This window comes from Pseudonocardia sp. DSM 110487 (genome assembly GCF_019468565.1).
Lineage (GTDB): Bacteria > Actinomycetota > Actinomycetes > Mycobacteriales > Pseudonocardiaceae > Pseudonocardia.
The window spans coordinates 1662419-1683786 of record NZ_CP080521.1; the positions used below are offsets into that span (position 1 = coordinate 1662419).

The window sequence follows — 21368 nt, forward strand, 5'->3', positions numbered from 1 at the left end:
CCGAGCGGCGCCGGGTCAGCTGCCGCTGCTGCTCGTGGTGCCCCTCCCGCGCCCGCCTTCCGGCGGCGGTGCCACCAAGGCTCCTGCGCCAGGGCCTGCCAGGTCCGCGAGGAAGTCGGCGATCACCCGCAGCTGAGCGTCGTCGCGGGTGCTGAGCACGGCGTCCAGCTGCTCCCCGTGCTGGCGGTAGTGCGCACCAAGGGTGGCCATCGCCTCGGGCACCGGCGTCACGAGCACCTTGCGCCGGTCGCTCGGGTCCCGTTCGCGGCGGACGTACCCGGCCCGCTCCAGGCGGTCGATCACGCCCGTCACCGTGCCGGTGGTGAGGCCGGTCAGTTCCGCGAGCCGGCCCGGGGTCAGCGGGCCGTGCAGGTTGAGCAGCGAGATCAGTTGAGAGTCGCTCGCCCCGAGCCCCACCCGTTGCGCCACGGCGTGGTTGTGCAGCACCACACCGGCGATGAACCGCAGGGTCGACCGCTGGATGGCGGCCCGCAACTCGTCGGCGGACACGGAACCTCCTTGACAGTTATCTCGAAATCCCAAGATACTCGTCCCTCCGAGATATTCGGCCGGGCGAGGAAAGGGTAGGACATGCGGACGGCACTGGTGATCGGAGCGGGGATCGCGGGTCCGGTCGCGGCCATCGCGCTGCAGCGGGCGGGCATCACGCCCACGGTGTACGAGGCCCGCGAGGGCACGGCCGACGAACGGGGAGCGTTCCTGACGCTGCAGGTCAACGGCATCGACGCGCTGCGCACGCTGGGGATCGGCCGCGTGATCGAGGCGATCGGTTTCGCCACCCCGAGCATGCGATTCCGCAGCGGCACCGGGAAGGTGCTCGGCGAGGTGAGCACCGGCGCGGCCCTTGCGGACGGAACAGTGGGCGTCACGCTGAAGCGCAGCGACCTCTACCGCGCGCTGGGCGACGAGGCACGCCGCCGTGGCGTCACGATCGAGCACGGGCGAAGGCTCGTGGACGTGCGGCCGGTGCCCGGCGGCGTCCGGGCCGAGTTCGCCGACGGCACCACAGCCGCCGCCGACCTGCTCGTCGGCGCCGACGGGATCCGGTCCCGGGTCCGGCAGGTCATCGATCCGGAGGCCGCCTCCGCGCGGTACGTGCCGGTGCTCAACATCGGCGGGTTCGCCCCGCCGATGGACGTCGACGGAGTGCGCGGCGGTTACGAGATGGTGTTCGGCAAGCGCGCCTTCTTCGGCTACGCGGTGGCGCCGGACGGGACCGTCTGGTGGTTCGCCAATCCGCCCCACCGCTCCGAGCCCGCGCCGGGCGAGCTCTCCGCGCTCGGCACGGCGCACTGGCGCGCCCGGCTCGACGAGCTGTTCGCGGGCGACCGCACCCCGGCCCGCGCCATCATCGACGCCACGCCGGGGGAGCTGGAGGTACGGGCCACCTACGACCTGCCGTCGGTGCGCCGGTGGCACCGCGACCGCATGGTGCTGATCGGCGACGCCGCGCATGCCACGTCTCCTTCCTCCGGGCAGGGCGCCTCGATGGCGATCGAGGACGCCGTCGAGCTCGGTCGGTGCCTGCGCGACATGCCGGACCCCGACGCCGCCTTCGCCGCCTTCGAGCGGCTGCGGCGCTCCCGGGTGGAACAGGTGGTGGCGGACGGGGCCCGGTCGAGCAACGTCAAGACGGCCGGACCGGTGGCGCGAGTGCTGCGCGACGCACTCCTGCCGATCTTCCTCCGCCGTCATGGCGACCGGGCCGCCACGTGGTTGCACGGGCACCACATCGACTGGGACGCCCCCGTCACGGTCAACGCCGGCGCAGGCATCGGGTAGCGGCACTATGGGTGTGTGGACGAACCGCCCCGCCCCGAACTGCGCATCGGCGACCGCGAACGCCGCGCCACCGACGCACACCTGCAGCAGGCCCACGCCGACGGCGTGCTCACCCTCATCGAGTACGACGAGCGAGCCGCACAGTGCTGGGCTGCCCGCACCCAGAGCGAACTGGACGAGCTGGTCCGCGACCTGCCCCCGTACCGGCCCAGCCCTGAGGAGGCCGAGGCCGCGCAGGCCGCGCTACCGCGCAGCGTGCGGCGGCTGATGCCGACCGTCGCGGTACCCGAGAGCACGTCGTCCAAGAGCCTCGGGCAGCGGCTCGGCGGGGCGCTGGTCGGCGTGGCAGCCATCGGGGCGCTGATCTTCGTCGGTTCGAACGTCGTCACGTCAGCCGACGGCGCGGCCGTCTTCGGCAATCGGCAGGTCACCGTCGTGCCCGGCCAGGACCGTGTCGAGGTGGGCATGCTCTTCGGCAGGGTCGACGTGGTCGTCCCCGAGGGTATGCGCGCCCGCCCCACGGGCACGGTGGTCTTCGGCGGGACCGACTGCGCGCTGGCCTGCACCGGCACCGGGCCCGAAGTGGTGGTGGACGCCACCGGTGCGTTCGGCAGCGTCGACATCCTGCGGCCGGGTGAGCCGGAGCCCGACGACGACGATGACGACGACTAGCGGCCCTGCTGAGCGGTCGACATCGGGCTGGATCCCGGGTAGTGCGTTCCGCGGAACGCTCGAGGCGATCTCCAGGGGGCAGGGATTGCGTGGGCGCGTCGTCCCGGCTCGGGCCGGTCTGAGCCGAGACATCCCCAGGTCTCGCGGTCTGTCCCACCCGGTTCGCGTCGATTCCGCGCCACGGGTGGATGGTCGGGTTGCGATAACGACCGGATGGCAGGGCCCCGGCATAGTTGATGTTGCAGCTATGTGAGCAGTTCGATGGCTCGCAGTGGGTGGCGGCCGGTGTCGCGGCAAGCTGCGGCGATGTTGCTGATGCCGGCCAGGCGGTGGCGGCTGATGGCGAAGTTGCGCAGCGTGGCCATCGCAGCGGGGCCGGTGCCGGTGTGGATCTCCGCGTCCGCGGGCCTGGTCGAGGACAGGGATCGTCTTCCAGGGCAGGTCGGCGAGCTGGGCGTGCAGCGTGGGTCGGTTGCCCTTGACGGGGAAGGTGGGCACGCGGACACGCCAACTCCCGGTGATCAAGCAGGCTTAGGAACCCGGGGTGATCACCGAGGCGGGCGTGTCCGCCCTACGTCATCATCGGCGTGTCACTGCTCCGACACGCCGTTCGGCGCGACTTTGCCGGGCCCTGGGGGCTGTCGTGCTGTTCGCATGAGCAATTGCTCGGTGTCGTTTCGGCAGGTCTGGGCTTAGGTTCGGGCGGTGGCGAACGAACTGACCATTCCGCTCCTGCCCTGTCCATCCATCGACGAGATCGCGTCGTTCTACGAGATGCTCGGCTTCGAGATCACCTATCGGCAGACGCGGCCGAACCCGGGCATCGCGGTGCGGCGGGAAGACATCAATCTGCACTTCTTCGGGATGGACGACTATGACCCGGCGCAGTCGTACAGCACGTGCCTGGTCATCGTGGCGGACACCAGCGAGCTGTTCGAGGCCTTCGCGGCGGGGATGCGGTCCGTGCACGGAAAACTGCTCGTCTCCGGTATCCCGCGCATGACCCGGCCGCGGCTGCGCAACGACCGGTACACCGGGTTCACCGTCGTCGATCCGGGCGGCAACTGGATCCGGATCCACAAGGCTGCCAAGGAACCCGAGGCGCAGACCAAGCTCGCCAAAGCCATGGAGAACGCCGCGAGGCAGGCGGATGCGCGCGGCGACGAACGCCAGGGGCTGAAGATCCTGGAAGGCGCGTTGAAGCGGGCGACCGGCGACGAACCGGAGTTTCAGGCGGTGCGGGAGTACCGCGACGAGCTCGTCGAACGGATCGAGGGGTCTGAGCCGCGTCCAGGCGCTTGAGCGCGGCCCTGACCACCTCGGGGTCGTAGGTCGTCCAGATCGGGGGAGTGAGGCGCGCAGGAAGCCGCCGTAGCGGCCGTGGTCGGCCTCGGATCCAGGACGGCCACGCGCCCCTTGGCCGACATCGACCGCAGCAACCGCCCGGCGCCCTGGGCCAGCAGCAGCGCCGCGTGGGTCGCCGCGACCGTCAGGAAGCTGTTGCCTCCCCTGGATGCGCAGTGCGCCGCCGGGGCCAGGCGGGCGTGCGGAAACCTGATACCCGCGTCGCCCGGTCCGGTGATCGCGCATAGCTGCAGGGTGCGGGTCTCGGTCCGGACGTGCCTGCGTCCGCGGGCCTGGTCAAGCAGGCGTAGGAACCCGCGGTGATCACCGAGGCGGCCGTGTCCGGCCTACATCATCACCGGCGTGTCACCGCTCCGACACGCCGTTCGCCGCGACTTTGCCGGGCCCTTGGACCGAATGGTGTGCCGACAGGACCGTACCTGTCGGTGTCTACTCGACTATTCTGTTGTCCCGTCCTTCCCGGCGTGTCTATTGGAACCATCCGGCGCGTTCCGCGGAACGCTTACGCGGCCGTGGTGACTCGGCGGAGCAGCAGGGCGTCCAGGATCGGGTCCGGGTCCAGCCGCTCACCATCCCAGTCCGGGGTGAGGGTGGTGTGGTCGATGCGCAGCCGGGCCCGCGTGTGCATCTCGACCAGACTCTCGGTGTTCCCGGTCAACGCGACCGCGACTTCGGGGATCGGGGTGCCGTCGGGCCGGAGGAATTCCCACCTGCCCGAAAGCCGCCGGATCCGGTACCCGTGGTCGTGCACGAGGCGATGGTGAAACGAGCAGACGAGGATCAGGTTGTCGACATCCGTGCGGCCCCCGAACCACCAGGGGATCAGGTGGTGGGCGTGCAGGTGCCGGGTGTGCGTGCAGCCGGGAAGCTGGCAGCCCTCCCCGTCCCGCACCGTCAGCGCGGCGATCTGGGCCGGGGTGGCAAGGCGGCGGTTGCGGCCCAGATACATCCGATTCTTGGTGCGGTCGTTGAGCAGGACCTGGACCCGGGCATCACAGGCCAGCCGCTCCGCCGTCGAGGTGGGCACCTCTGGGCCACCTTCGAGGCGGGCCGTACCGGTGGAGGCGTCGAGGTGCACGATCACCTGCGCGGTGCCGCGCTCCACCACCTCGTCGCCATCCCCCTTGATCAGGGTGAGCAGGGCATCCGCCCGGCGGGCGGCCACCCGATCCACCGCCGGCCCCGGTTCCTGCTCTAGGGCCCGCTGCTCCAGGTCCTCCGGCGACGGCGCCACCGGGGGCGTGACCGGCAAGCCGGGCGGCACCAGCGCCTCGATCGCCGCGACCAGCACGGCACCCTCGTCGGGGGTGAACCGCGCCCGCAGAATGAGGGATCCGTCCTCGTCCCACCGCCAGGACACCGAGCGGCGGGCGGTCAGGTTGTCGGGTGGGGTGTGGCGGCGCCGCACCGCCCGCACCACGGTCTCCACGTGGCCGGCGGTGCCGTGCAAGGCCACGTTCAGCAGCACCCGCTCCGCCGTCTCCGGGTCGGCCACCGTGGTGTGGCGCAGCTCGGAGGTGCCGGCGGCGATCTCCGCGGCCAGCCGGGTCAGGGTCGCCGTGTCGGAGCCGGTGATGCGGGTGATGGCCCGCACCTTGGAGTAGGAGATCTGCCCGGCGGCGAACGCCGCACCGATCTGCGGCAGGTTGCGCAGCGCCTGCGCCACCCGTAGGCGCTCGGTGGCGGTGCGCAGGCTCATCCCGGCCCGCCAGGACAGCCAGTGTGCACACGACCGGATCCCATCCCCGGCCCACCCGTTGCGTTCGTCGAACTCGGCCAACAGTTGGAGGAACCGGGCTTCCGCGGCGGCGATGTGCCCGGCCAAACCCAACAGTTCGGATTCCAGGTCATGGAGGGGCATGGTCTGCAGCGGAGTGGGCAGCGGAATGACGGACACGACAAACCTCCGAAAGGGGCGAGACCGATGTTCGATCCCAAGGATGGCAGTCGGGTCTGACAATTCCGGGCGCGTTCCGCGGAACGCGGCGGGAAGGCAGGCAACTACTTCGCGGGAACCTGCGGGAGATGGGTCGGGACCACAGGATAGTTGCGTAGGCACCTGCCGGCGACGGTCTTGTCGATAACGGGCGTGCCCTCAAGTCGGGGACGGTCGCCAAAGCAGCCCCACTATTCGGTGTGATCCCAGCCCAGCCACCCGCCACACGCGGGAGGCAAACGGAAACGGGGTGACAGCTACCGAAACCCCGCAGATGTCGATCGCAACTGCGCCCGAGGCGACCGGGCTCGCCCACGGGAGATACGTTCCGCGGAACGCACCATCCAAGCGGCCCGAACACGCCACATCATGCCGGGCGCCCGGATCGGCCGCCGCCTGATCAACCGCCGCACGCCAGACCAACGCACCGGAACCACCTGAGCACCCAGGAATTCAACCTCTAGTAGGGCTCCAGCCGGGCCAGGATGTCGTCGACCGGGCCGAAGGTGAGCATGGCGGTGGTTCCGCCCGCGATCTCACCGCGCAGAGGGGAGAGGGCATCGCGCGCTTGCGCGCCGAGTGACTCGTCTCCGAGTAGGACGGCGGTGTGCGCGGTGACCGCCCAGAGGGCGTCGTACAGGTGGTCGGCGGCGGGCATGGGCAGGGTGGCGGCTGCTCGCCGGGCCGCCGCGACGTTCCCGTGGGCGAGGTCGAGGAGGGGCTGGACCCAGGGCCGGTAGGGGCCCCAGTCGAGGCCGGGGTCCCCCGGCGCGGGACGCCGGTGGCGGATCCGGAGTGAGAGGAGCGCGAGCGGGACGATGCCCGCCTCGACCCCGGTTATGCCGGCCCCGGCGAGGTCGCCGGCCACGGCGTGGTACGCCCGAGCGACCTCGGCGGGTTCGTGCGACCGTTCCGCCAGCTGCATCGCCCGGAAGGCCGCCGTGAGGACGTGGACGAGCGGGGTTTCGTGGATGGTGGCGAGCCGCTCGGCCGCGGCGACGTGGCGGGCGGCGGGCTCGGTGTCGCCGCGAGCGGCGCAGACCTGGATCCCGATGAGGTGGCCGAGGATCTCGAACGTCGGGAGGTCGTGTCGCGCGGAGAGCTCCACGAGCTCGCGGGCGATGGCGTCGCGATCGCCGGTGCGGCCGGGCCGCTGGAAGGACTGCACGAACTGGGCGTTGAGAGCCAGCACCAGCAGGTTGGGGTCGTGCAGTTCACGGGCCAGCCGTTCGGCCTCGGCCGCAGCCTCGGCCGCCCAGCGGTCCCGGGTTCCGCGGTGCTCCAGCCCGATGGTGGCGAGCAGCCGGGCCCGGAGCGCGGGAGGGGCTTCCCTGCCGAGCCTGTCGAGCGTGCGCCTCGTCGTCGCGACGAGGGCCTCGGACCGCGCGGGATCGTCGGCCCGCGTCCAGACGGTGGGGACGTCGTAGGCCGCGATCACGCGGGCGGTGAGGTCAGGGTTACCGGTTCGTTCCGCCTCCGCGACCGCGGCGGCGCGTTGCTCCTGGGCGAGTACCAGGTTGGCGCCGCCGGTGATCGCGGCGGCGCCGGCCACGGTGCTCATCGAGCGCAGCCGGGTGTAGGTCCCCGTCGCCTCCGTCCGGGTGAGCAGCCGCAGCCGGTCCTCGTCCCGTGGTGATGGCCTCAGGTGCGGGGCGTGCCGCAGGATGTCGCGTTCGAGGTGGTCGAGGGTGTCCACCGACTCCAGCCCGTACCGATCCAGCAGCCGGGCCCGCGCGTCGCGCAGCGATGCCAACGCGTCGACCTGGCGGTCGGCCTGGTAGAGGGCGTGGGAGAGCAGGACCCACGCCTGCTCCCGCCACGGGTGCGTGGTGGCGAACGCCTCCAGCTCCGGCACGAGGGGCGCGCCACGGCCGAGGTCGAGCACGGCCCGCGCGCGCAGCTCGACGGCCTGCCGGTGCAGCTCCGCAAGGCGGGCGCGCTCCCGCGTCAGCCATGGCGAGGTGCCGAGATCGGCGTACGGTTCGCCCGCCCACCACGTGAGCGCGTCGCTCAGCGCGCCGGCGACGATTCGGCTGGGTCCGTCGCGTGCGGCCCGGAGGGCGTCCTCGAAACGGTGGGAGTCCACTCGTTCCCGCGGGACCCGCAGGGCGTATCCGGTGCCGACGGTCTCGATGACCTGCGACCGCGTCCGCGGGGCACGCTCCGGTTCCAGCGCGCGGCGCAGCTCGGCGACGAAGGTGCGGACGGTCCCGGCCGCCGTGTGCGGCTGGTCCTCCCAGAGATCCTCGACCAGCACCTCGAGCGGGACGGGGCGCCCCGCGGCCGCGACCAGCCGTCCGAGGAGCTCACGGCGGCGCCTGCTGCCGACCGCGATCGGGCGGCCCCCGGCATCCCGGACCACCACCGGTCCGAGCACCTGGATCTCCACAGGCCCATTGTCGCCGCTGATCCACTGCTGACCCGCATCCCGGATGCTCGCGCCATGGGCATCACCATTCCGGGATTCGAGACCAGGCCGATCGGCGTGGCCGACGGCATCGAACTGAACGCGGCGGTCGGTGGGGAAGGACCGCTGCTCGTGCTCCTGCACGGCTTTCCCCAGACCCACCTGATGTGGCGCCACGTCGCTCCCGTCCTCGCCGAGCACCACACCGTGGTCTGCCCCGATCTGCGCGGGTACGGCGCCAGCAGCAAGCCAGAGGCAGCCACCGAGGACATCTACTCGAAGCGGGCCATGGCCGCGGACGTCGTCGGCCTCGCCGACGCACTCGGCTTCGACCGGTTCGCGCTCGTCGGGCACGACCGCGGCGCGCACGTCGCCTTCCGGGCCGGCCTCGATCATCCGGACCGGGTGAGCCACCTGGGGATCCTCGACATCGTGCCCACCCTGGACACCTGGAACGTCCTCCGCGGGGTCGGCGCTGCGGTGGCCTTCCACCTCTACCTGATGGCCCAGCCACCCGGTCTGCCCGAGCGGATGATCCAGGCAAGCGCCGACGCGTTCTTCGGCCACTTCCTCGACGCCTGGTCCTCGAGCTCCGACGCGATCCCGCCCGACGTGCGCGCCGAGTACCTGCGCGCGTGCCGGGACGCGGTCGTGTCGATCGTCGCCGACTACCGGGCCACCGCGACCGTCGACATCGAGCACGACCAGGCCGACCTCGACGCCGGCAACCGGTTCACGATGCCGGTGATGGTCGTCCAGCAGGACTGGGGCGCGCAGCTGGGGTTCGACGCGGCGGCGATCTGGCGGCCGTGGGCCGCCGACCTGGAGCACTTCACCACCCGAGCGGGCCACTTCATGGCCGAGGAGGCGCCGGAGGACGTCGCCATTCTGGTCATGAACCTGATGAAGCGCTGATCGCCCTGCGTTCACCGGGGCGCCTTCTGGCCTCCTTACGGTGCCGCTCGTGGAGGAACCGCTGTCGCGTCGTCGTCTCCTCGAGGTCGTGCTCGCCGGGAGCGCGGTCGCCATGGCCGGCTGTGCCGCCCCGCCGGACCGAGCGCCTCGGGTTCTGATCGCCACCAACGAGCCGTGGGGCACCTACCACGTCGAGCCGCTCCTCGCCGAGGCGCGGCGCAGGGGGTGGACGCTCACCCAGCTGGTGCCCGACCGCAGTGAGATCGACGCGGACGAGCCGGTGCCGGTCGCCGTCTCGGGCGCGTTCCCCGAGGCCGACCTGCTCGTGGTCACCGGCGCGGGCGACTGGCCTGCCGACTGCCTCGCGCGGCTGCCCGATCTGCCCGTCGTCGCCTCCTCACTGGCCTACCTGCCGGCCGAAGAGGCGCCACGGGCGGGTGAGGTACGGGCCAGGGTGCGTGCCGCGACGGCGTCGTCACTCGCGGAGGCGGCGGCGTTCCGGGCGAATCTCGGCCTTCCCGGTGACGTGCGGATCGTCGGCTCCGCCCAGACCGACGACCTGCCGGCGCGAGCGCCGGAGCCCGGCACCGTGCTGATCCTCACCAGCGTCACGCGCGCCGACGCGACCGGCGCCGCCGCTCCCGGCGCGCGGCTGCTGCTCGACTCGGCGCGCCTGCTCGCCGACGCCGGCAAGCGCGTCGTCGTCGGGCTCCACCCGCGGGAGGACCGGGCGCTGTGGTCGGGGTACGAGATCAGCCCGGTGCGCTCGGTGCAGGCGTCGGCTGGTGCCGATGTCGCGATCGGGATCCCCGGCACGGTCTTCCCGCTGGTGGCCGCCGTCGGCACCCCGCTCGTCGGCTGCGTGGACGCTGCGCTGGAGATCCCGGACTACCTGCGCGGCGTCTGCTCGGCCCTGATCGACGACCCCGGCGCCGCGGTGCCGGCGGTCGGACAGGCGCGCCCGCTCGCTCCCGACGCGCTGGCCGCCGCCGTCGGCCCGATCGGCGGCTCCGCGAGCCGCCTGCTCGACGCGTGGGGCGAGGCGGTCGCCGCCGGCTGATCAGCCGCTCGGTGCCCCGATCTCCTGCAGCCCCACCACACCGAGCAGGGCGAGCGCCTCTGCCTCCCGGCTCCCCGGCGCCGCCGAGTAGACCACCAGCGCCTGGTCGTCACCATGGACGTGCAGGACGTTGCAGTCCAGCTCGAGCACGCCGAGCTCGGGGTGGCGGATTCGCTTGGTATGGCCGTGGCGCTCGTCGAGCTCGCGCAGCGTCCAGAGGTGGTCGAACCGGTCGCTCCCCGCGCGCAGCTCGGCGATCAGCCGGGCGAGGCCGGGGTCGTCGGGGTAGCGGGCGGCCGTGCGGCGCAGGTCGGACACGATCGCTCTGTCGAGCCGTTCGCCGTCGCCGGGGTTCACCTCCATCCGGCTGGTGCCGAGGAACGCCTGCCACGCCACGTTGCGCTGTGCGGGCGGTACGGCCGATATGTCGCCCAGCAGCGCGGCGGCCAGCGGATTCCAGGCCAGCAGGTCGCTCTTGGCGTCGAGCAGCGTGACCGGAAGGTCGGTGAAGCGGTCCATCAGCCGTTGCACGCTGGGACGCACGGTGCTGCGGATGCGTCCCGGCGGGGGTGGCGCGACGCCTGCGAGGTCGAACAGGTGGTCGCGCTCGGCGTCGGTGAGCCGCAGCGCCCTTGCGAGGCCGCCGAGCACGGCCTCCGACGGGCGCGGCCCACGGCCCTGCTCGACGCGGGTCAGATAGTCCACCGACATCCCGGCGAGGCCCGCCACTTCCTCGCGCCGCAGGCCGGGGGTGCGCCGGCGCACCCCCGCCGGCAGCCCGACGTCGGCGGGGCGCAGCCGCTCCCGCCACGTGCGCAGCGCGACCCCGAGCTCGGTGCGGTCCATGCGTCCAGCATGCCGCGCGACCGGACGCCCAGCCTGGTACAGATCGTCCCCGGCTCGTACTGGAGACCCATTCCGCCTCGCGCCTTGAGATGCTGGGTCGGTGAGTGATCGACTGCGCGTCGCCGTGGTGACGCCTCTCAGCGAGGAGCTTGCGGCGCTCGTCCCGCGGCTCGAACCGCGGGTGGAGCTCGTGTGCGACCAGGAGTTGCTGCCGCCCGTCCGGTACCCGGCCGACCACCACGGTGATCCCTCGTTCACCCGCACACCCGCCCAGGACCGGCGGTTCGTGGAGATCATCGCCGAGTCCGACGCGCTCTACGGCGTGCCGGGCGAGGACCCGGCGGCGCTGCGGCGGGCCGTCGAGACGAACCCCCGGCTGCGCTGGGTGCACACGATGGCGGCGGGCGGCGGCGCGCTGGTGAAGGCGGCAGGCCTGTCCACCGAGCAGCTCCAGCGCGTCACGTTCACGACGTCCGCCGGCGTCCACGGGGGTCCGCTCGCGGAGTACGCCCTCTTCGGGCTGCTCGCCGGGGCCAAGAACCTGCCCCGCCTGCAGGCAGACGCCGCGCGGCACGAGTGGCCGCACCGCTGGCTGATGGGGCAGCTGCGGGAGCAGACCGTGCTGGTCGTCGGCCTCGGCGGGATCGGCCGCGAGGTGGCACGGTTGCTCGCGGCGTTCGGCACGCGGGTGATCGGCACGAGCAGGCGTGGCGATCCGGTCGAGGGCGTCGCCGAGCTCGTGCACCCCGCCGAGCTCGCCGCTGTGGTCGGCCGGGTGGACGGCATCGTCGTCACGCTGCCCGGCACGGCCGCCACCGAGCGGTTGCTGAGCGCCGACGTGCTCGCGGCCGTCCGGCCCGGCGCCACGCTCGTCAACGTCGGGCGCGGCACCGTGATCGACGAGGGCGCGCTGGTGGAAGCGCTGCGCGACGGTCGGATCGGGTTCGCGGCGCTCGACGTGTTCGCCACCGAGCCGCTCGATCCGGCCAGCCCGCTGTGGGACCTGCCCAACGTGCTGATCAGCCCGCACAACGCAACGCTCACGCCCGCGGAGGGGCAGCGGATCGCGGAGCTCTTCGCCGACAACGCCGCCCGCCTCCTGGACGGCCGCCCGATGCGGAACGTGGTGAACACCGTCGAGTTCTACTGAGTTCTGCTGAGCCGGCCCCGTGAAACGCCGATGAGGCGGCGGTGCAACCCCGGTCGCCCAAAGTCGTGGCAAGCAGGCACGACGGAGGAGTTGCCATGGGTCAGCGGACCGAATCGATCAGTGTGACGGCGGAGCCGGCGGCCGGCCGGCTCACGCCGGAGTCGGAGGCCGCGCTGCGCGCACTGGCCCGCGGAGTGGTGCTGACCCCGGACGACCCCGGCTACCGGGACGCGACGGCGTTGCACAACGGGGCCGTGGAGCGCACGCCTGCGGCGGTGGTGCAGGTCGGTGGGGTGGAGGACGTCGTTCTGACGGTCCGGTTCGCCCGGGAGCACGGCCTGTCGCCCTCCGTCCGCGGCGGCGGGCACGGGGTGGCCGGGCACGCGATGGGCGGCGAGGTCGTGATCGATCTCTCGGCGCTGCGCGACGTGCGGATCGATCCGGACGCGCGGACCGCGGTCGTGCAGGGCGGCGCCACGTGGGCCGACGTCGATGCGGCGAGCCAGGCGCACGGCCTCGCGGTGCCCGGCGGCCGGGTCAGCCACACCGGGGTCGCCGGCCTGACGCTGGGCGGCGGGGAGGGCTGGCTGTCGGCGCGGCACGGGCTGAGCTCGGACAACCTGGTCGCGGTCGAGCTGGTCACGGCCGACGGACGGGTCGTCACGGCGAGCGAGGACAGCGAGCCGGAGCTGTTCTGGGCGCTGCGGGGCGGCGGAGGCAACTTCGGGGTCGTCACGTCGTTCACGTTCCGGCTGCACCCGATCGGGCCGCTGGTGCTCGGCGGGATGTTCGCCTATGCGGTGGCGGCCGCGCCCGAGGTGCTGGGGGTGCTCGCCGAGCTGCACGAGTCGTACCCGGGCGACTTCGGCGGTGCCGCGGCGTTCCTCACCGCGCCGCCCGCGCCGTTCGTCCCGGGAGATGTGGTGGGGCGTCCGGTGCTTGCGGTGATCCCGGCGTGGTTCGGGGATCTCGACGCCGGGTTCGATGCGATCAGGCCGCTCAAGGACCAGCTGGCTCCGCTGATCGACGCCGTGGCGCCGATGCCGTACGTCGCGTTGCAGACGCTGCTCGACGCCGGCTCACCCAAGGGGCTGCGCAACCGCTGGTCGGGCGGGTTCGTCCACCAGCTGAGCGGCCCGCTCGTGTCGGATCTGCAGGACGCGGCCATGCGGATGCCGAGCCCGCTTTCGCAGATCATCATCTCGCCGCTGCCCGACGCGGTCCGCGCGCTGCCCGACGACGCGACCGCGTTTCCGGCCCGCGACGGCGGCCGCTGGCTCGTGCACCCCGTCGGCCTGTGGGCGGCTCCCGCCGACGACGCGGCGAACGTCGCTTGGGTCACGGACCTGCGTGACGCCGTGCGCCGGCACGGCGAGACCGGCAGCTACCTCAACCTCGACGACGCCGACGACGACCGCGTCCGGTGGGCCATGGGCGAGGGGCGCTACGCGCGGCTGCAGCAGGTCAAGGCGGCATGGGACCCGCAGGACGTGTTCCGGCACTGCGCGCACGTCCGGGTACCGCGATGAGGGCAGCGGGTCTGGGCGCGGCGGCGCTGGTGGCCGCCGCGCTCGTCGCGGGGTGCACGGTGCAGGTCAACGGGGGCGGGACGCCCGCGGCGGCCACCTCGCCGCTGACGCCGGCCGCCGCCCTGCCGTCAGGTTCGCGGCAGACGCCTGTGGCGCCGGGTGCCGGGGTGACCGCCCGGCCCCAGTCCTCTGCGCTGCCGTTCGAGGCGCGGAAGGTGCGGCTCGCCCGGGTCCAGGACCAGCTTGCGCTGCAGTTCGAGATGGTCAACAGCGGGACGGAACGGCAATCGCCGTCGATGCTGGGGATCGATCTGGTCCAGCAACTGGTCATGCTCGCCGACCTGCCCCGGCGCACCGGCTACTCCGTGCTCGCCGCGGGTCCGCCCACCGCCGACGGGCGGATCAGCGCCAACGTCGACGAGTTCCTCGAACCGGGCACATCGGCCACGATCACCGTGATGTTCGCGCCTCCTCCGGAGGAGACGACGACGATGATGGTGATGATCGCGGGATTCCTCCCCGTCGAGGTGCCGGTCGAACGCGACGCCGACCTCGTCGACGATCCGGTCCTGCACTCCGGCCCTCCAACCGAGGACGACGGGTCTGTCGGCCCACTGAGCTGCATCGCGGGATCGGAGGGCGACGGGAAGGCCGCCGCCACGAAGCGGGTCGAGCTGCCCAGCGACGTGCTCTTCGCGTTCGGCAGCGCCACCCTGTCGCCTGCCGCGACAGGCGCCCTCGACGAGCTCGGGAAGCAGCTGGGCGGCGCCGGGTCCGGCTCGATCCGCGTCGAGGGCCACACCGACGCGGTGGACGACGACCAGTTCAACCAGCAGCTCTCCGAGCAGCGCGCGGCGGCGGTGCGCGACGCGCTCGCCGCGAGGCTGGGGAACTCCTACACCTACGGGGCCTCGGGTGCCGGTGAGAGCAGGCCCATCGCCGCCAACGCCAAGCCCGACGGTAGCGACGACCCGGACGGGCGGGCGCTGAACCGGCGTGTCGAGATCACGATCGAGACGGACGCCGCATCCACAGCCGCGGAGGCGGACCCGTCCGGCGAGGAGGACGTCGATCCGCTGACCGGCTTCACCGCCGAGCCACGATCGGTCCGGCGCGTGCCCGGGTTCGCGCTGGTGCAGGTCGCCCTGCGGAACTCGGGTGGTGCGGACGCCAGGCTCGACTTCGCCAGCGACTCGTACAACGAGTGGCAGGGTGAGCTGAGCCTCGTCGACTCCACCGGCGGGCGCCACAAGCCGTGCGACTTCGCCGCGCCGGTGTACTTCAACTACGTCGGCACCCTGACCTCGGCCTTCGGCGACGACATCAACGAGACCGTGCCGGCGGGCGCCACCGTCGTGCTGTGGTCGCTGTTCGCCCTTCCGGCCGTCGACTCGGCGTCGGTGGACGTCCACGTCGCCGGGCTCTCCGAGAACGTCCCGACACCGGTCGAGACGTGAGCGGATACGCGTGCCATAGCGCGCGTATCCGCTCACGAGTGCCCTTCAGCCGAGCAGTGCGGCGACCGCCGTGACCGTTCCCGGATCGGTCATCACCCCGAAGTGGTTGCTGGGCAGCTCCACCACCCGCAGGTCGGTGGCCGTAGCCCGCAGTGCGTCCCGGTCGGCGACGGGCACGACGTCGGCGCCGTTCAGCGGCACCGTCGCGCGGACGAGCAGCGCGGGCATCGTGATCTTCGGCCAGCTGTCCCGCACCCGGTCGCGGTCCGGCGAATCGAGGTCCTCGAGGCAGGCCGCCTTGTCCGTGCGGGGCGTGAACCGCTCCCCGAGCGACGTGAGCTCGTAGGCGTAGACCCGGGGCCAGTAGTCGTTCCACGGCCGCACCACGCCGGCGTCGCGGATCCGGCCGACGTAGTCCTCGGGCCGGTCGACCACGGCGTCGAGGCGGTCGAGACCCTGCCGCACCGCGGCGCACGCGGCGGGCTCCTCGCGGCCGCAGTGGTCGATGAGGGTGAGCGTCCGCAGCCGTTCCGCCGCGAGGCCGGCGGCCGCGATGCCGATCAGCGCGCCGAGCGACCAGCCGACGTAGTCGAACCGGTCGGCCCCGAGGGCGGTGGCCGCTTCGAGGACGTCCTCGGCGTGCGCTTCGAGCCCGTACGTGCCGGCCGGGGTGATGTCGCTGCGCCCCCGCCCGCGCAGGTCGATCGCGACGACCTGGCGGTCCGGGCCTGCGAGCCGCTCGGCCATGAAGTCGAACGCGTGCAGGTTGGCCGACAGCCCGTGCACGCAGAACGTGAGGAGGGCGGTGGGCTCACCCCACCGCGCCGCGTGCAGCGTGCCGCGGGTCAGTGGGATGTCGAACTCGACCGGATACGTCATCGCAAACTCCCTCGAACCGTGGCCGCATGGCGGTGACTCTGCACCGCGCTCGTTTCACCGGCGCTTCACGCGCGGGCGTGAGATACGGATGAGACGTCCGTGAGAGGACGGCCGCCGATCCTCCTCACATGCTCGCTCGACTCTCCCCGGCCGCCGTGCTGGTGACGCTTCCCCTGCTCCTCTCGGTGGCATGCGCCGCGCCGACCACCCAGAGCCGGCCGACTCCGGCCGTGCCCTCCTCCGCCGCGGCGGCTCCCGGCGATCCGGTCGCCGCCTACTGCGCCGCCAACGCGGAGCTCTCCCTCGAGACGAGGGAGCTCGCGTCCCGGACGACGATCTCCGACGCCGACTACGCTGCCACCGCGGACGCGTTCGAGCAGCTCGGCGTGGTCGCTCCCGCGGAGGTGGCCACCGATCTCGCGACGATGGCCCATTCCTACCGCGCGATCGCCGAGGGGCGATCGGACCTGCAGAAGGTCGGCCCGGACATCGCGGCCGCGACCTTGCGGCTGGCCGGCGCGAACACGCGCCTCTGCCCGCCCTCCGGCAGGTGAGCGGGCCTGCCGACCGCCAGCGCCATGTAGGCGCCTCCGACCGGGGCGGCTCGCGCCTTCCGATCCTCAACCACCGGCGAGCTGCGCCATGACCGCGGCGCCGTCGAGCCAGACGTTCTCGCGACTGATCCTGCCGTCGCGGAACTCGCAGACGTGCAGGATGCGGAAGCTGATCGTCCGGTTGTTGCCCGGAAGGCCCATGAAGTCGGTCGCGATCCGCGCCGTGCACAGTGAGTCGTCCACGAAGAAGTTCTCGCCGTGGTGGCGGTGCAGCGAATTCATGGAGCTGTCCTCGAGCGCCGTGAACGTCTCGACGTACCGCTTGGCGATCAGGGCGCGGTCGTGCAGCACGCCGCTGGGGTCGCCGACGACGTCGTGCTCGACGTCGTCGGTCAGCGTGTCGAGGATGCCGTCGACGTCGTTCGCGGCCTCGGCCGCGCAGTGCCTCTCGAAGACCTCGTCCATCTCTTCCGGCGTCATGGTCCCCCCTTGGTCGATTGATGAGACTGTACTAGCATCATGAGATGACTGTCTCACGTCAAGAGGAGTTTCTCGCGACGGGTCGGCGGAACCAGAAGCAGCGCACCAGGGAGGCGATCCTCGACGCGGCCACGCGGCTCGCCCGTGCCGGCCAGACACCGTCCATCGCGGACGTGGCAAAGGCCGCGAGGGTGTCGACCGCCACCGCCTACCGCTACTTCCCCAACCCCGAGTCGCTGTGGGCGGATGTCGCGATCCGGCACGGCCCGCAGATTCACGAAATCGTCACCGATCTGCCGCCCGAGGTCGAGCAGCGGATCGATGTGGTCATCCGCAGGATGGCCGAGAGCCAGTTCGCCGACGAGGCGGTCTGGCGGGCCCTCCTGCGTGCGAGTCTCGATCGCTGGTTGCAGCAGGTGGACGTCGCCGAGGACGAGCGGGTGCCAGTTCGGGGCCCCAGCCGGCTCGAGGGCACGCGCGCCGCGCTCGCGCCGCTGGAGGGCGTCCTTCCGCCGGAGCGGCTCGATCGTCTGACCATGGCGGTCACCTTGGTGTGGGGTGCCGACGCGCTGGTCGTCACTCGCGACACGTGCGGGCTGGCGCCCGACGACGCCACGGACCTGATGAGCTGGGCTGCGCGGTCGCTGATCCGCGCCGCTCTCGCCGAGGCCGATGCCCCGTCGGCCGGTCAGGCCTAGGAGCGCCCTCCTAGGGGTTGCGGTGCCGGGAGAGAAGGGTGTCCATCTCGTCGCGCACGAGTGCGGCGGCCCGTTCCGCCGCCGACGGGCCCGCCTCGTCGGGCGGAGCGGTCAGCAGCATGAACAGCAGGCCGTCGACGAACGCGACGAACCGGAACACCTCGGACTCGGTCAGGTGAACGCCCGCGGCGGCGAACATCGCGGTGATGGCCTCGAGCTGTCGCCGGGTGGCGTCGGCCATGGTCGCGCGCAGGGCCGGGCGGCGGGAGCTCTCCAGATAGAGCTCGGCCACGGCGATGTGGCGGATCCGGTCCGGGCCGAGGCCCGCGAAGGCCGCCGCGGCGAGCATCTCGGTGAGCCGGTCAGGGGTCATCGCCATGGCGCTGTCGTCGGCTTGGTCGATCTCGACGAGGTGCAGCGCGAGCGCGTGCTCCACCACGGCCGTGAGCAGGGCCTCGCGGCTGCGGAAGTAGCGCGACGTGGTGCCGGGGGGAACGTCCGCCGCGGCGTCGACGGCGCGATGGGTCAGTCCGCGGGAGCCCTCTTCGGCCAGCACGCGCATGGCCGCGGCGGACAGGTGGGTGCGGCGCTGCGGATTGGGCGGGGGCATTTCCGGTCGAGCCTAGCTGATACGCTACATATGTAGCGCACGCCGTTGGGGGTCGGCGGGTCGCTGACGGGGGGAAATGTGGACGTGCTTGTGCTCGGACCGACCGTGGTCCGGGATGGGGAGGAGTCCCTGCCGGTGCACCGGTCGCTGGAGCGGGCCCTGCTCGTGCGGCTGGCGCTCGCGCGGGGCATGGCGGTTCCGGACGAGCGGCTCGCCGCCGATCTGTGGGGCACCGTGGACCTCGCGCGGCCGGAGTCGCGGCTGCGGGTCGTGGTGTCGCGGCTGCGCCGTTCCCTCGGCCCGCGGGCCGACGCGATCAGCCGTTCCCGGGCGGGCTATCGGCTCGACGCCGACACCGCTGATCTGCGGGCGGCGCAGGTCGCGGCCGATCGGCTGCACGCGGCGGCCAAGACGGGCGACCACGTGGCCGTGCGGGCGGCCGCGGCGGAGGCGCTCGGCCAGTGGCGCGGTCCCGCGATGGCCGACATCCGGGCGTTCCCGTACGCGGAACTCGAGGCCGAGCGGCTCGAGGACTGGCACCTCGAACTCACCGTGTCCCGGCTCCGTGCGGAGCTCGAGCTGGGTGACGCCGCCGCGCACGTGACCGAGCTGGCCGGGCTCGCCTCGGAGCACCCGCTGCACGAGCCGGTGCGCTGCCTGCTGGCGCTCGCCCTCTACCGCACGGGACGGCAGGCCGACGCGCTCGACCAGCTCGCCCGGCTGCGCCACGCGCTCGCCGACGAGCTGGGGGTCGACCCCGGCGCGGCTACGGCCGACCTCGAGCTGCGGCTGCTGCGCCATGACCCGGCGCTCCTGTCCGCGCCCCGGGCCGTTGCGGTTCGGCCGGCACCGCCGGAACCTCGTTCGCCGCTGCCGGAGCCGTCCACGAGCTTCGTGGGGCGCGACGGCGAGCTCGCCGCCATCGTCGAGCGGCTGGGCAGGCCCGGCGTGGTGACGCTGGTCGGGGAGCCGGGGTGCGGGAAGTCGAGGCTCGCGGCCGAGGCGGTCCGGGTGCTGGCGCCCGCGGGCCGCCGATGCGTCGTCGTGGAGCTCGCACGGTCCGATCGGGACGACGCGGTGGTCGTCGCGCTCGCGGATGCCGCGGGTGTGGAACCCGGCACCCGTGACCTGATCGCCGCCACCGCGCCCGCGCTCGGCGACGCGCTCCTGGTGATCGACAACGCCGAGCACCTCGTCGAGCGCGTCAGCGCGGCGGTCCGCGACCTCCGCAGGGCCGGTCACGGCCTGACGGTGCTCGTCACGTCGCAACGGCCGCTGCTGCTGGCCGAGGAAACCCAGCACCGGGTACGGCCACTGGCCCCGCAGGCCGCAGCCACCCTGTTCCGGGATCGGGCGGGAGCGCACACGCGATTCGATCCCGAGCAGGACGGCGACATCGCCACGATCTGCGCGGCGGTCGACGGGCTACCGCTCGGCATCGAGCTCGCAGCCGGCCTGACGCGGGCGCTGACCGTCCCCCAGCTGGCGGTGCGGGTGACCGACCGCCTGCGGCTGCTCGTCGGGGGCGGGCGCAGCGGCTCCGCGCGGCACGGGAGCCTGCGCGCCGCGCTCGACTGGAGCCACGAGCTCCTCGACGACCGGGAGCAGGCGGTGCTACGGCGGGTCGGAGTGTTCGCCGGCGGCTTCACCCTCGAATCGGCCGAGCGTGTCGTGCCGGACGGGAAGGTCGAGCTCGGCGACGTGGCGCCTGCGCTCGCCGAGCTCGTCGACCGCAGCCTGATCACCGTCCGCAACGACGCGGCATCCCGCCGGTTCGCGCTGCTCGAGACGGTCCGCGACTACGCGCTCGCCGAGCTGCACAGCGCAGGCGAGACCGCCGCGACGAGGAGCCGGCGGCTCGCCTGGTGCCTCGACTACGTCGACGACCTGCGCGCCGTCGACGAGTTCGCCTCGGCCGACACCGTCGCCGCCGTGTTCGCCGAGTGGCCCAACCTCGTCGAGGCGCTCGACCAGGCCGCGGTCAGCGACCTCGCGGTGGACGCGCTGCCGCTCGTCAACGCCCTGCACGTGCCGTGGCTGGCGCGTGCATGGTTCCGGGAGGCGCAGCGGCAGTTCGCCGCGTTCGCCGACGTGCCCGGCGCCGAACCCGTCGAGCGGGCGAGGGCCATGAGCAACCACGCCTTCCACACCCTGATGGTCGGCCGGCTCGACGAGGCCGCCGGGCTGCTCGCGCGGGCCGCCGAACTGGCGGGGGACCTCGACGACGACCGGCTCGTCACCACCATCCAGTACCACCGGGGCATCGTCGAGATCGAGCGCTGTCATCTCACCGAGGCGATCAGCACCCTCCGCGACGGCGAGCGCCGCGCCCGGGAGCTGGGCGACGCCCGCAGGGCGTCGTCGTTCGCCGATGCGCTGGGCACGGCCCTGCTGTTCAGCGGCGACGCCGCGGGCGCGCTCGAGTGCTACCGCACGGCCACCGACGTCGAACACGGCGACGAGCACAACCTCTCCCGCGGACTCAGCAACCAGGCGAAGGCGCTGCTCGGAACGGGCCGCTGGGCCGACGCGCTCCGGGTGGCGAGCGAGTCCGACCACTATGCGATGCGGCTCGACGACCGTCAGATCCTGCCCCTGAACGATCTGGTGCGGGGTGCCGTCGCGCTCGCGGAGGGCGACCTCGACGCCGCCGAGGCACACTGCCGTACCTCGCTCGCCTACACCGAGTCCGGGGCGAGCATGGCCCACATCGACCTCGCGGACGTGCTCGTCGCGAAGAGCGAGCTGGCGGAGGCCGGCGCGCTGCTCGACACGGTGTACGAGGACACGCCACCCGGCGGCGTCCCGTGGCTGGCCGCCCGCGCGGTGTCGGCCGCGCTCACGCTGGCCGAGGGTGATGTCGAGACCGCGCGCACGCTCACGGAGGAGATCACGGAGAGGTACCGGACCAGCGGATTCGGGTGGCCGCGCTACGCCGACCGGCTCCGCGCGGTGCGCGAGCAGATCGAGCCGTCAGGGCCCTCGGTGGTCGAGTAGCGGTGGGGCG

The 21368-nt window shown here is 72.8% G+C and carries 18 protein-coding genes and 1 pseudogene; 11 read left to right on the forward strand and 8 right to left on the reverse strand.

From position 1 onward, the window contains the following. Positions 1–15 precede the first annotated feature (15 nt). Entirely contained in the window at positions 16–510 is a 495-nt protein-coding gene (locus tag K1T35_RS07530; protein ID WP_255621680.1) for a MarR family winged helix-turn-helix transcriptional regulator, read from the reverse strand. Positions 511–591: 81 nt separating this feature from the next. Here K1T35_RS07530 and K1T35_RS07535 point away from each other — a divergent pair, with 81 nt between their 5' ends. From K1T35_RS07535 to K1T35_RS07545, 3 genes are all read left to right on the forward strand, one after another. After that, positions 592–1803: an NAD(P)/FAD-dependent oxidoreductase gene (locus tag K1T35_RS07535; protein ID WP_220259441.1), complete on the forward strand. Its 1212-nt coding sequence runs from the start codon at positions 592–594 to the stop codon at positions 1801–1803. A 15-nt stretch (positions 1804–1818) separates the two neighbouring features. Beyond that, complete coding sequence (locus tag K1T35_RS07540; protein ID WP_220259442.1) at positions 1819–2475, forward strand: DUF1707 domain-containing protein; 657 nt, start codon at positions 1819–1821, stop codon at positions 2473–2475. A 705-nt stretch (positions 2476–3180) separates the two neighbouring features. Beyond that, positions 3181–3777 carry a hypothetical protein gene (locus K1T35_RS07545; RefSeq protein WP_220259443.1) on the forward strand — a complete coding sequence of 199 codons (597 nt, stop codon included), beginning with the start codon at positions 3181–3183 and terminating at the stop codon, positions 3775–3777. Here K1T35_RS07545 and K1T35_RS48740 read toward each other — a convergent pair. The 3 genes and pseudogenes from K1T35_RS48740 to K1T35_RS07555 form a co-directional block, all read right to left on the reverse strand. Then, positions 3758–3989, reverse strand: a pseudogene (locus K1T35_RS48740) (helicase C-terminal domain-containing protein); the annotation flags it as partial. The gene K1T35_RS07545 and the pseudogene K1T35_RS48740 overlap by 20 nt on opposite strands. A 353-nt stretch (positions 3990–4342) precedes the next feature. Further along, on the reverse strand, positions 4343–5737 hold the full coding sequence (locus tag K1T35_RS07550) for an HNH endonuclease signature motif containing protein (RefSeq protein WP_220259444.1): 1395 nt from the start codon (positions 5735–5737) through the stop codon (positions 4343–4345). A gap of 499 nt (positions 5738–6236) precedes the next feature. Further along, the gene (locus K1T35_RS07555; protein ID WP_220259445.1) at positions 6237–8165 is read right to left on the reverse strand and encodes an AfsR/SARP family transcriptional regulator; all 1929 of its coding nucleotides are present in this window, start codon (positions 8163–8165) and stop codon (positions 6237–6239) included. A 54-nt stretch (positions 8166–8219) separates the two neighbouring features. Here K1T35_RS07555 and K1T35_RS07560 point away from each other — a divergent pair, with 54 nt between their 5' ends. Then, complete coding sequence (locus tag K1T35_RS07560; protein ID WP_220259446.1) at positions 8220–9098, forward strand: alpha/beta fold hydrolase; 879 nt, start codon at positions 8220–8222, stop codon at positions 9096–9098. Positions 9099–9147: 49 nt separating this feature from the next. Continuing rightward, the gene (locus K1T35_RS07565; protein WP_255621681.1) at positions 9148–10158 is read left to right on the forward strand and encodes a hypothetical protein; all 1011 of its coding nucleotides are present in this window, start codon (positions 9148–9150) and stop codon (positions 10156–10158) included. Here K1T35_RS07565 and K1T35_RS07570 read toward each other — a convergent pair whose 3' ends face one another. Then, the gene (locus tag K1T35_RS07570) at positions 10159–11004 is read right to left on the reverse strand and encodes a helix-turn-helix transcriptional regulator (protein ID WP_220259447.1); all 846 of its coding nucleotides are present in this window, start codon (positions 11002–11004) and stop codon (positions 10159–10161) included. It lies immediately after the preceding gene. A gap of 100 nt (positions 11005–11104) precedes the next feature. Between K1T35_RS07570 and K1T35_RS07575 the strand changes: the two genes are divergently transcribed. From K1T35_RS07575 to K1T35_RS07585, 3 genes are all read left to right on the forward strand, one after another. Continuing rightward, positions 11105–12154 (forward strand): D-2-hydroxyacid dehydrogenase, encoded by a 1050-nt coding sequence (locus K1T35_RS07575; protein WP_220259448.1) that lies wholly within the window; start codon positions 11105–11107, stop codon positions 12152–12154. Positions 12155–12249: 95 nt separating this feature from the next. Next, complete coding sequence (locus K1T35_RS07580; protein WP_220259449.1) at positions 12250–13683, forward strand: FAD-binding oxidoreductase; 1434 nt, start codon at positions 12250–12252, stop codon at positions 13681–13683. Then, the gene (locus K1T35_RS07585; protein ID WP_220259450.1) at positions 13680–15140 is read left to right on the forward strand and encodes an OmpA family protein; all 1461 of its coding nucleotides are present in this window, start codon (positions 13680–13682) and stop codon (positions 15138–15140) included. The genes K1T35_RS07580 and K1T35_RS07585 overlap by 4 nt, the downstream gene beginning before the upstream one ends. A 45-nt stretch (positions 15141–15185) precedes the next feature. Here K1T35_RS07585 and K1T35_RS07590 read toward each other — a convergent pair whose 3' ends face one another. Continuing rightward, a complete protein-coding gene (locus K1T35_RS07590) occupies positions 15186–16019 on the reverse strand; it encodes an alpha/beta fold hydrolase (protein ID WP_220259451.1) in 834 nt (277 codons plus the stop codon). A gap of 128 nt (positions 16020–16147) precedes the next feature. Between K1T35_RS07590 and K1T35_RS07595 the strand changes: the two genes are divergently transcribed. After that, positions 16148–16573 carry a hypothetical protein gene (locus K1T35_RS07595; RefSeq protein ID WP_220259452.1) on the forward strand — a complete coding sequence of 142 codons (426 nt, stop codon included), beginning with the start codon at positions 16148–16150 and terminating at the stop codon, positions 16571–16573. 66 nt (positions 16574–16639) lie between these two features. On the opposite strand, the gene K1T35_RS07600 is transcribed toward K1T35_RS07595, so the two are convergent. Continuing rightward, positions 16640–17053 carry a nuclear transport factor 2 family protein gene (locus tag K1T35_RS07600; protein WP_220259453.1) on the reverse strand — a complete coding sequence of 138 codons (414 nt, stop codon included), beginning with the start codon at positions 17051–17053 and terminating at the stop codon, positions 16640–16642. A 44-nt stretch (positions 17054–17097) separates the two neighbouring features. Between K1T35_RS07600 and K1T35_RS07605 the strand changes: the two genes are divergently transcribed. After that, a complete protein-coding gene (locus K1T35_RS07605; RefSeq protein ID WP_220259454.1) occupies positions 17098–17751 on the forward strand; it encodes a TetR/AcrR family transcriptional regulator in 654 nt (217 codons plus the stop codon). A gap of 10 nt (positions 17752–17761) precedes the next feature. Here the strand turns inward: K1T35_RS07605 and K1T35_RS07610 are convergent, their stop codons facing one another. Then, the gene (locus tag K1T35_RS07610) at positions 17762–18361 is read right to left on the reverse strand and encodes a TetR/AcrR family transcriptional regulator (protein WP_220259455.1); all 600 of its coding nucleotides are present in this window, start codon (positions 18359–18361) and stop codon (positions 17762–17764) included. Positions 18362–18439: 78 nt separating this feature from the next. Here K1T35_RS07610 and K1T35_RS07615 point away from each other — a divergent pair, with 78 nt between their 5' ends. Next, complete coding sequence (locus K1T35_RS07615) at positions 18440–21358, forward strand: BTAD domain-containing putative transcriptional regulator (protein ID WP_220259456.1); 2919 nt, start codon at positions 18440–18442, stop codon at positions 21356–21358. The last annotated feature ends 10 nt before the right edge of the window (positions 21359–21368 follow it).

Excerpts from the sequence above, each read along its gene's own strand:
- K1T35_RS07535 (WP_220259441.1), top strand. The coding sequence starts at position 592 with ATGCGGACGGCACTGGTGATCGGAGCGGGGATCGCGGGTCCGGTCGCG.
- K1T35_RS07560 (WP_220259446.1), top strand. The coding sequence starts at position 8,220 with ATGGGCATCACCATTCCGGGATTCGAGACCAGGCCGATCGGCGTGGCC.
- K1T35_RS07570 (WP_220259447.1), bottom strand. The coding sequence starts at position 11,004 with ATGGACCGCACCGAGCTCGGGGTCGCGCTGCGCACGTGGCGGGAGCGG.
- K1T35_RS07580 (WP_220259449.1), top strand. The coding sequence starts at position 12,250 with ATGGGTCAGCGGACCGAATCGATCAGTGTGACGGCGGAGCCGGCGGCC.
- K1T35_RS07585 (WP_220259450.1), top strand. The coding sequence starts at position 13,680 with ATGAGGGCAGCGGGTCTGGGCGCGGCGGCGCTGGTGGCCGCCGCGCTC.
- K1T35_RS07590 (WP_220259451.1), bottom strand. The coding sequence starts at position 16,019 with ATGACGTATCCGGTCGAGTTCGACATCCCACTGACCCGCGGCACGCTG.
- K1T35_RS07595 (WP_220259452.1), top strand. The coding sequence starts at position 16,148 with ATGCTCGCTCGACTCTCCCCGGCCGCCGTGCTGGTGACGCTTCCCCTG.
- K1T35_RS07600 (WP_220259453.1), bottom strand. The coding sequence starts at position 17,053 with ATGACGCCGGAAGAGATGGACGAGGTCTTCGAGAGGCACTGCGCGGCC.
- K1T35_RS07605 (WP_220259454.1), top strand. The coding sequence starts at position 17,098 with ATGACTGTCTCACGTCAAGAGGAGTTTCTCGCGACGGGTCGGCGGAAC.
- K1T35_RS07610 (WP_220259455.1), bottom strand. The coding sequence starts at position 18,361 with ATGCCCCCGCCCAATCCGCAGCGCCGCACCCACCTGTCCGCCGCGGCC.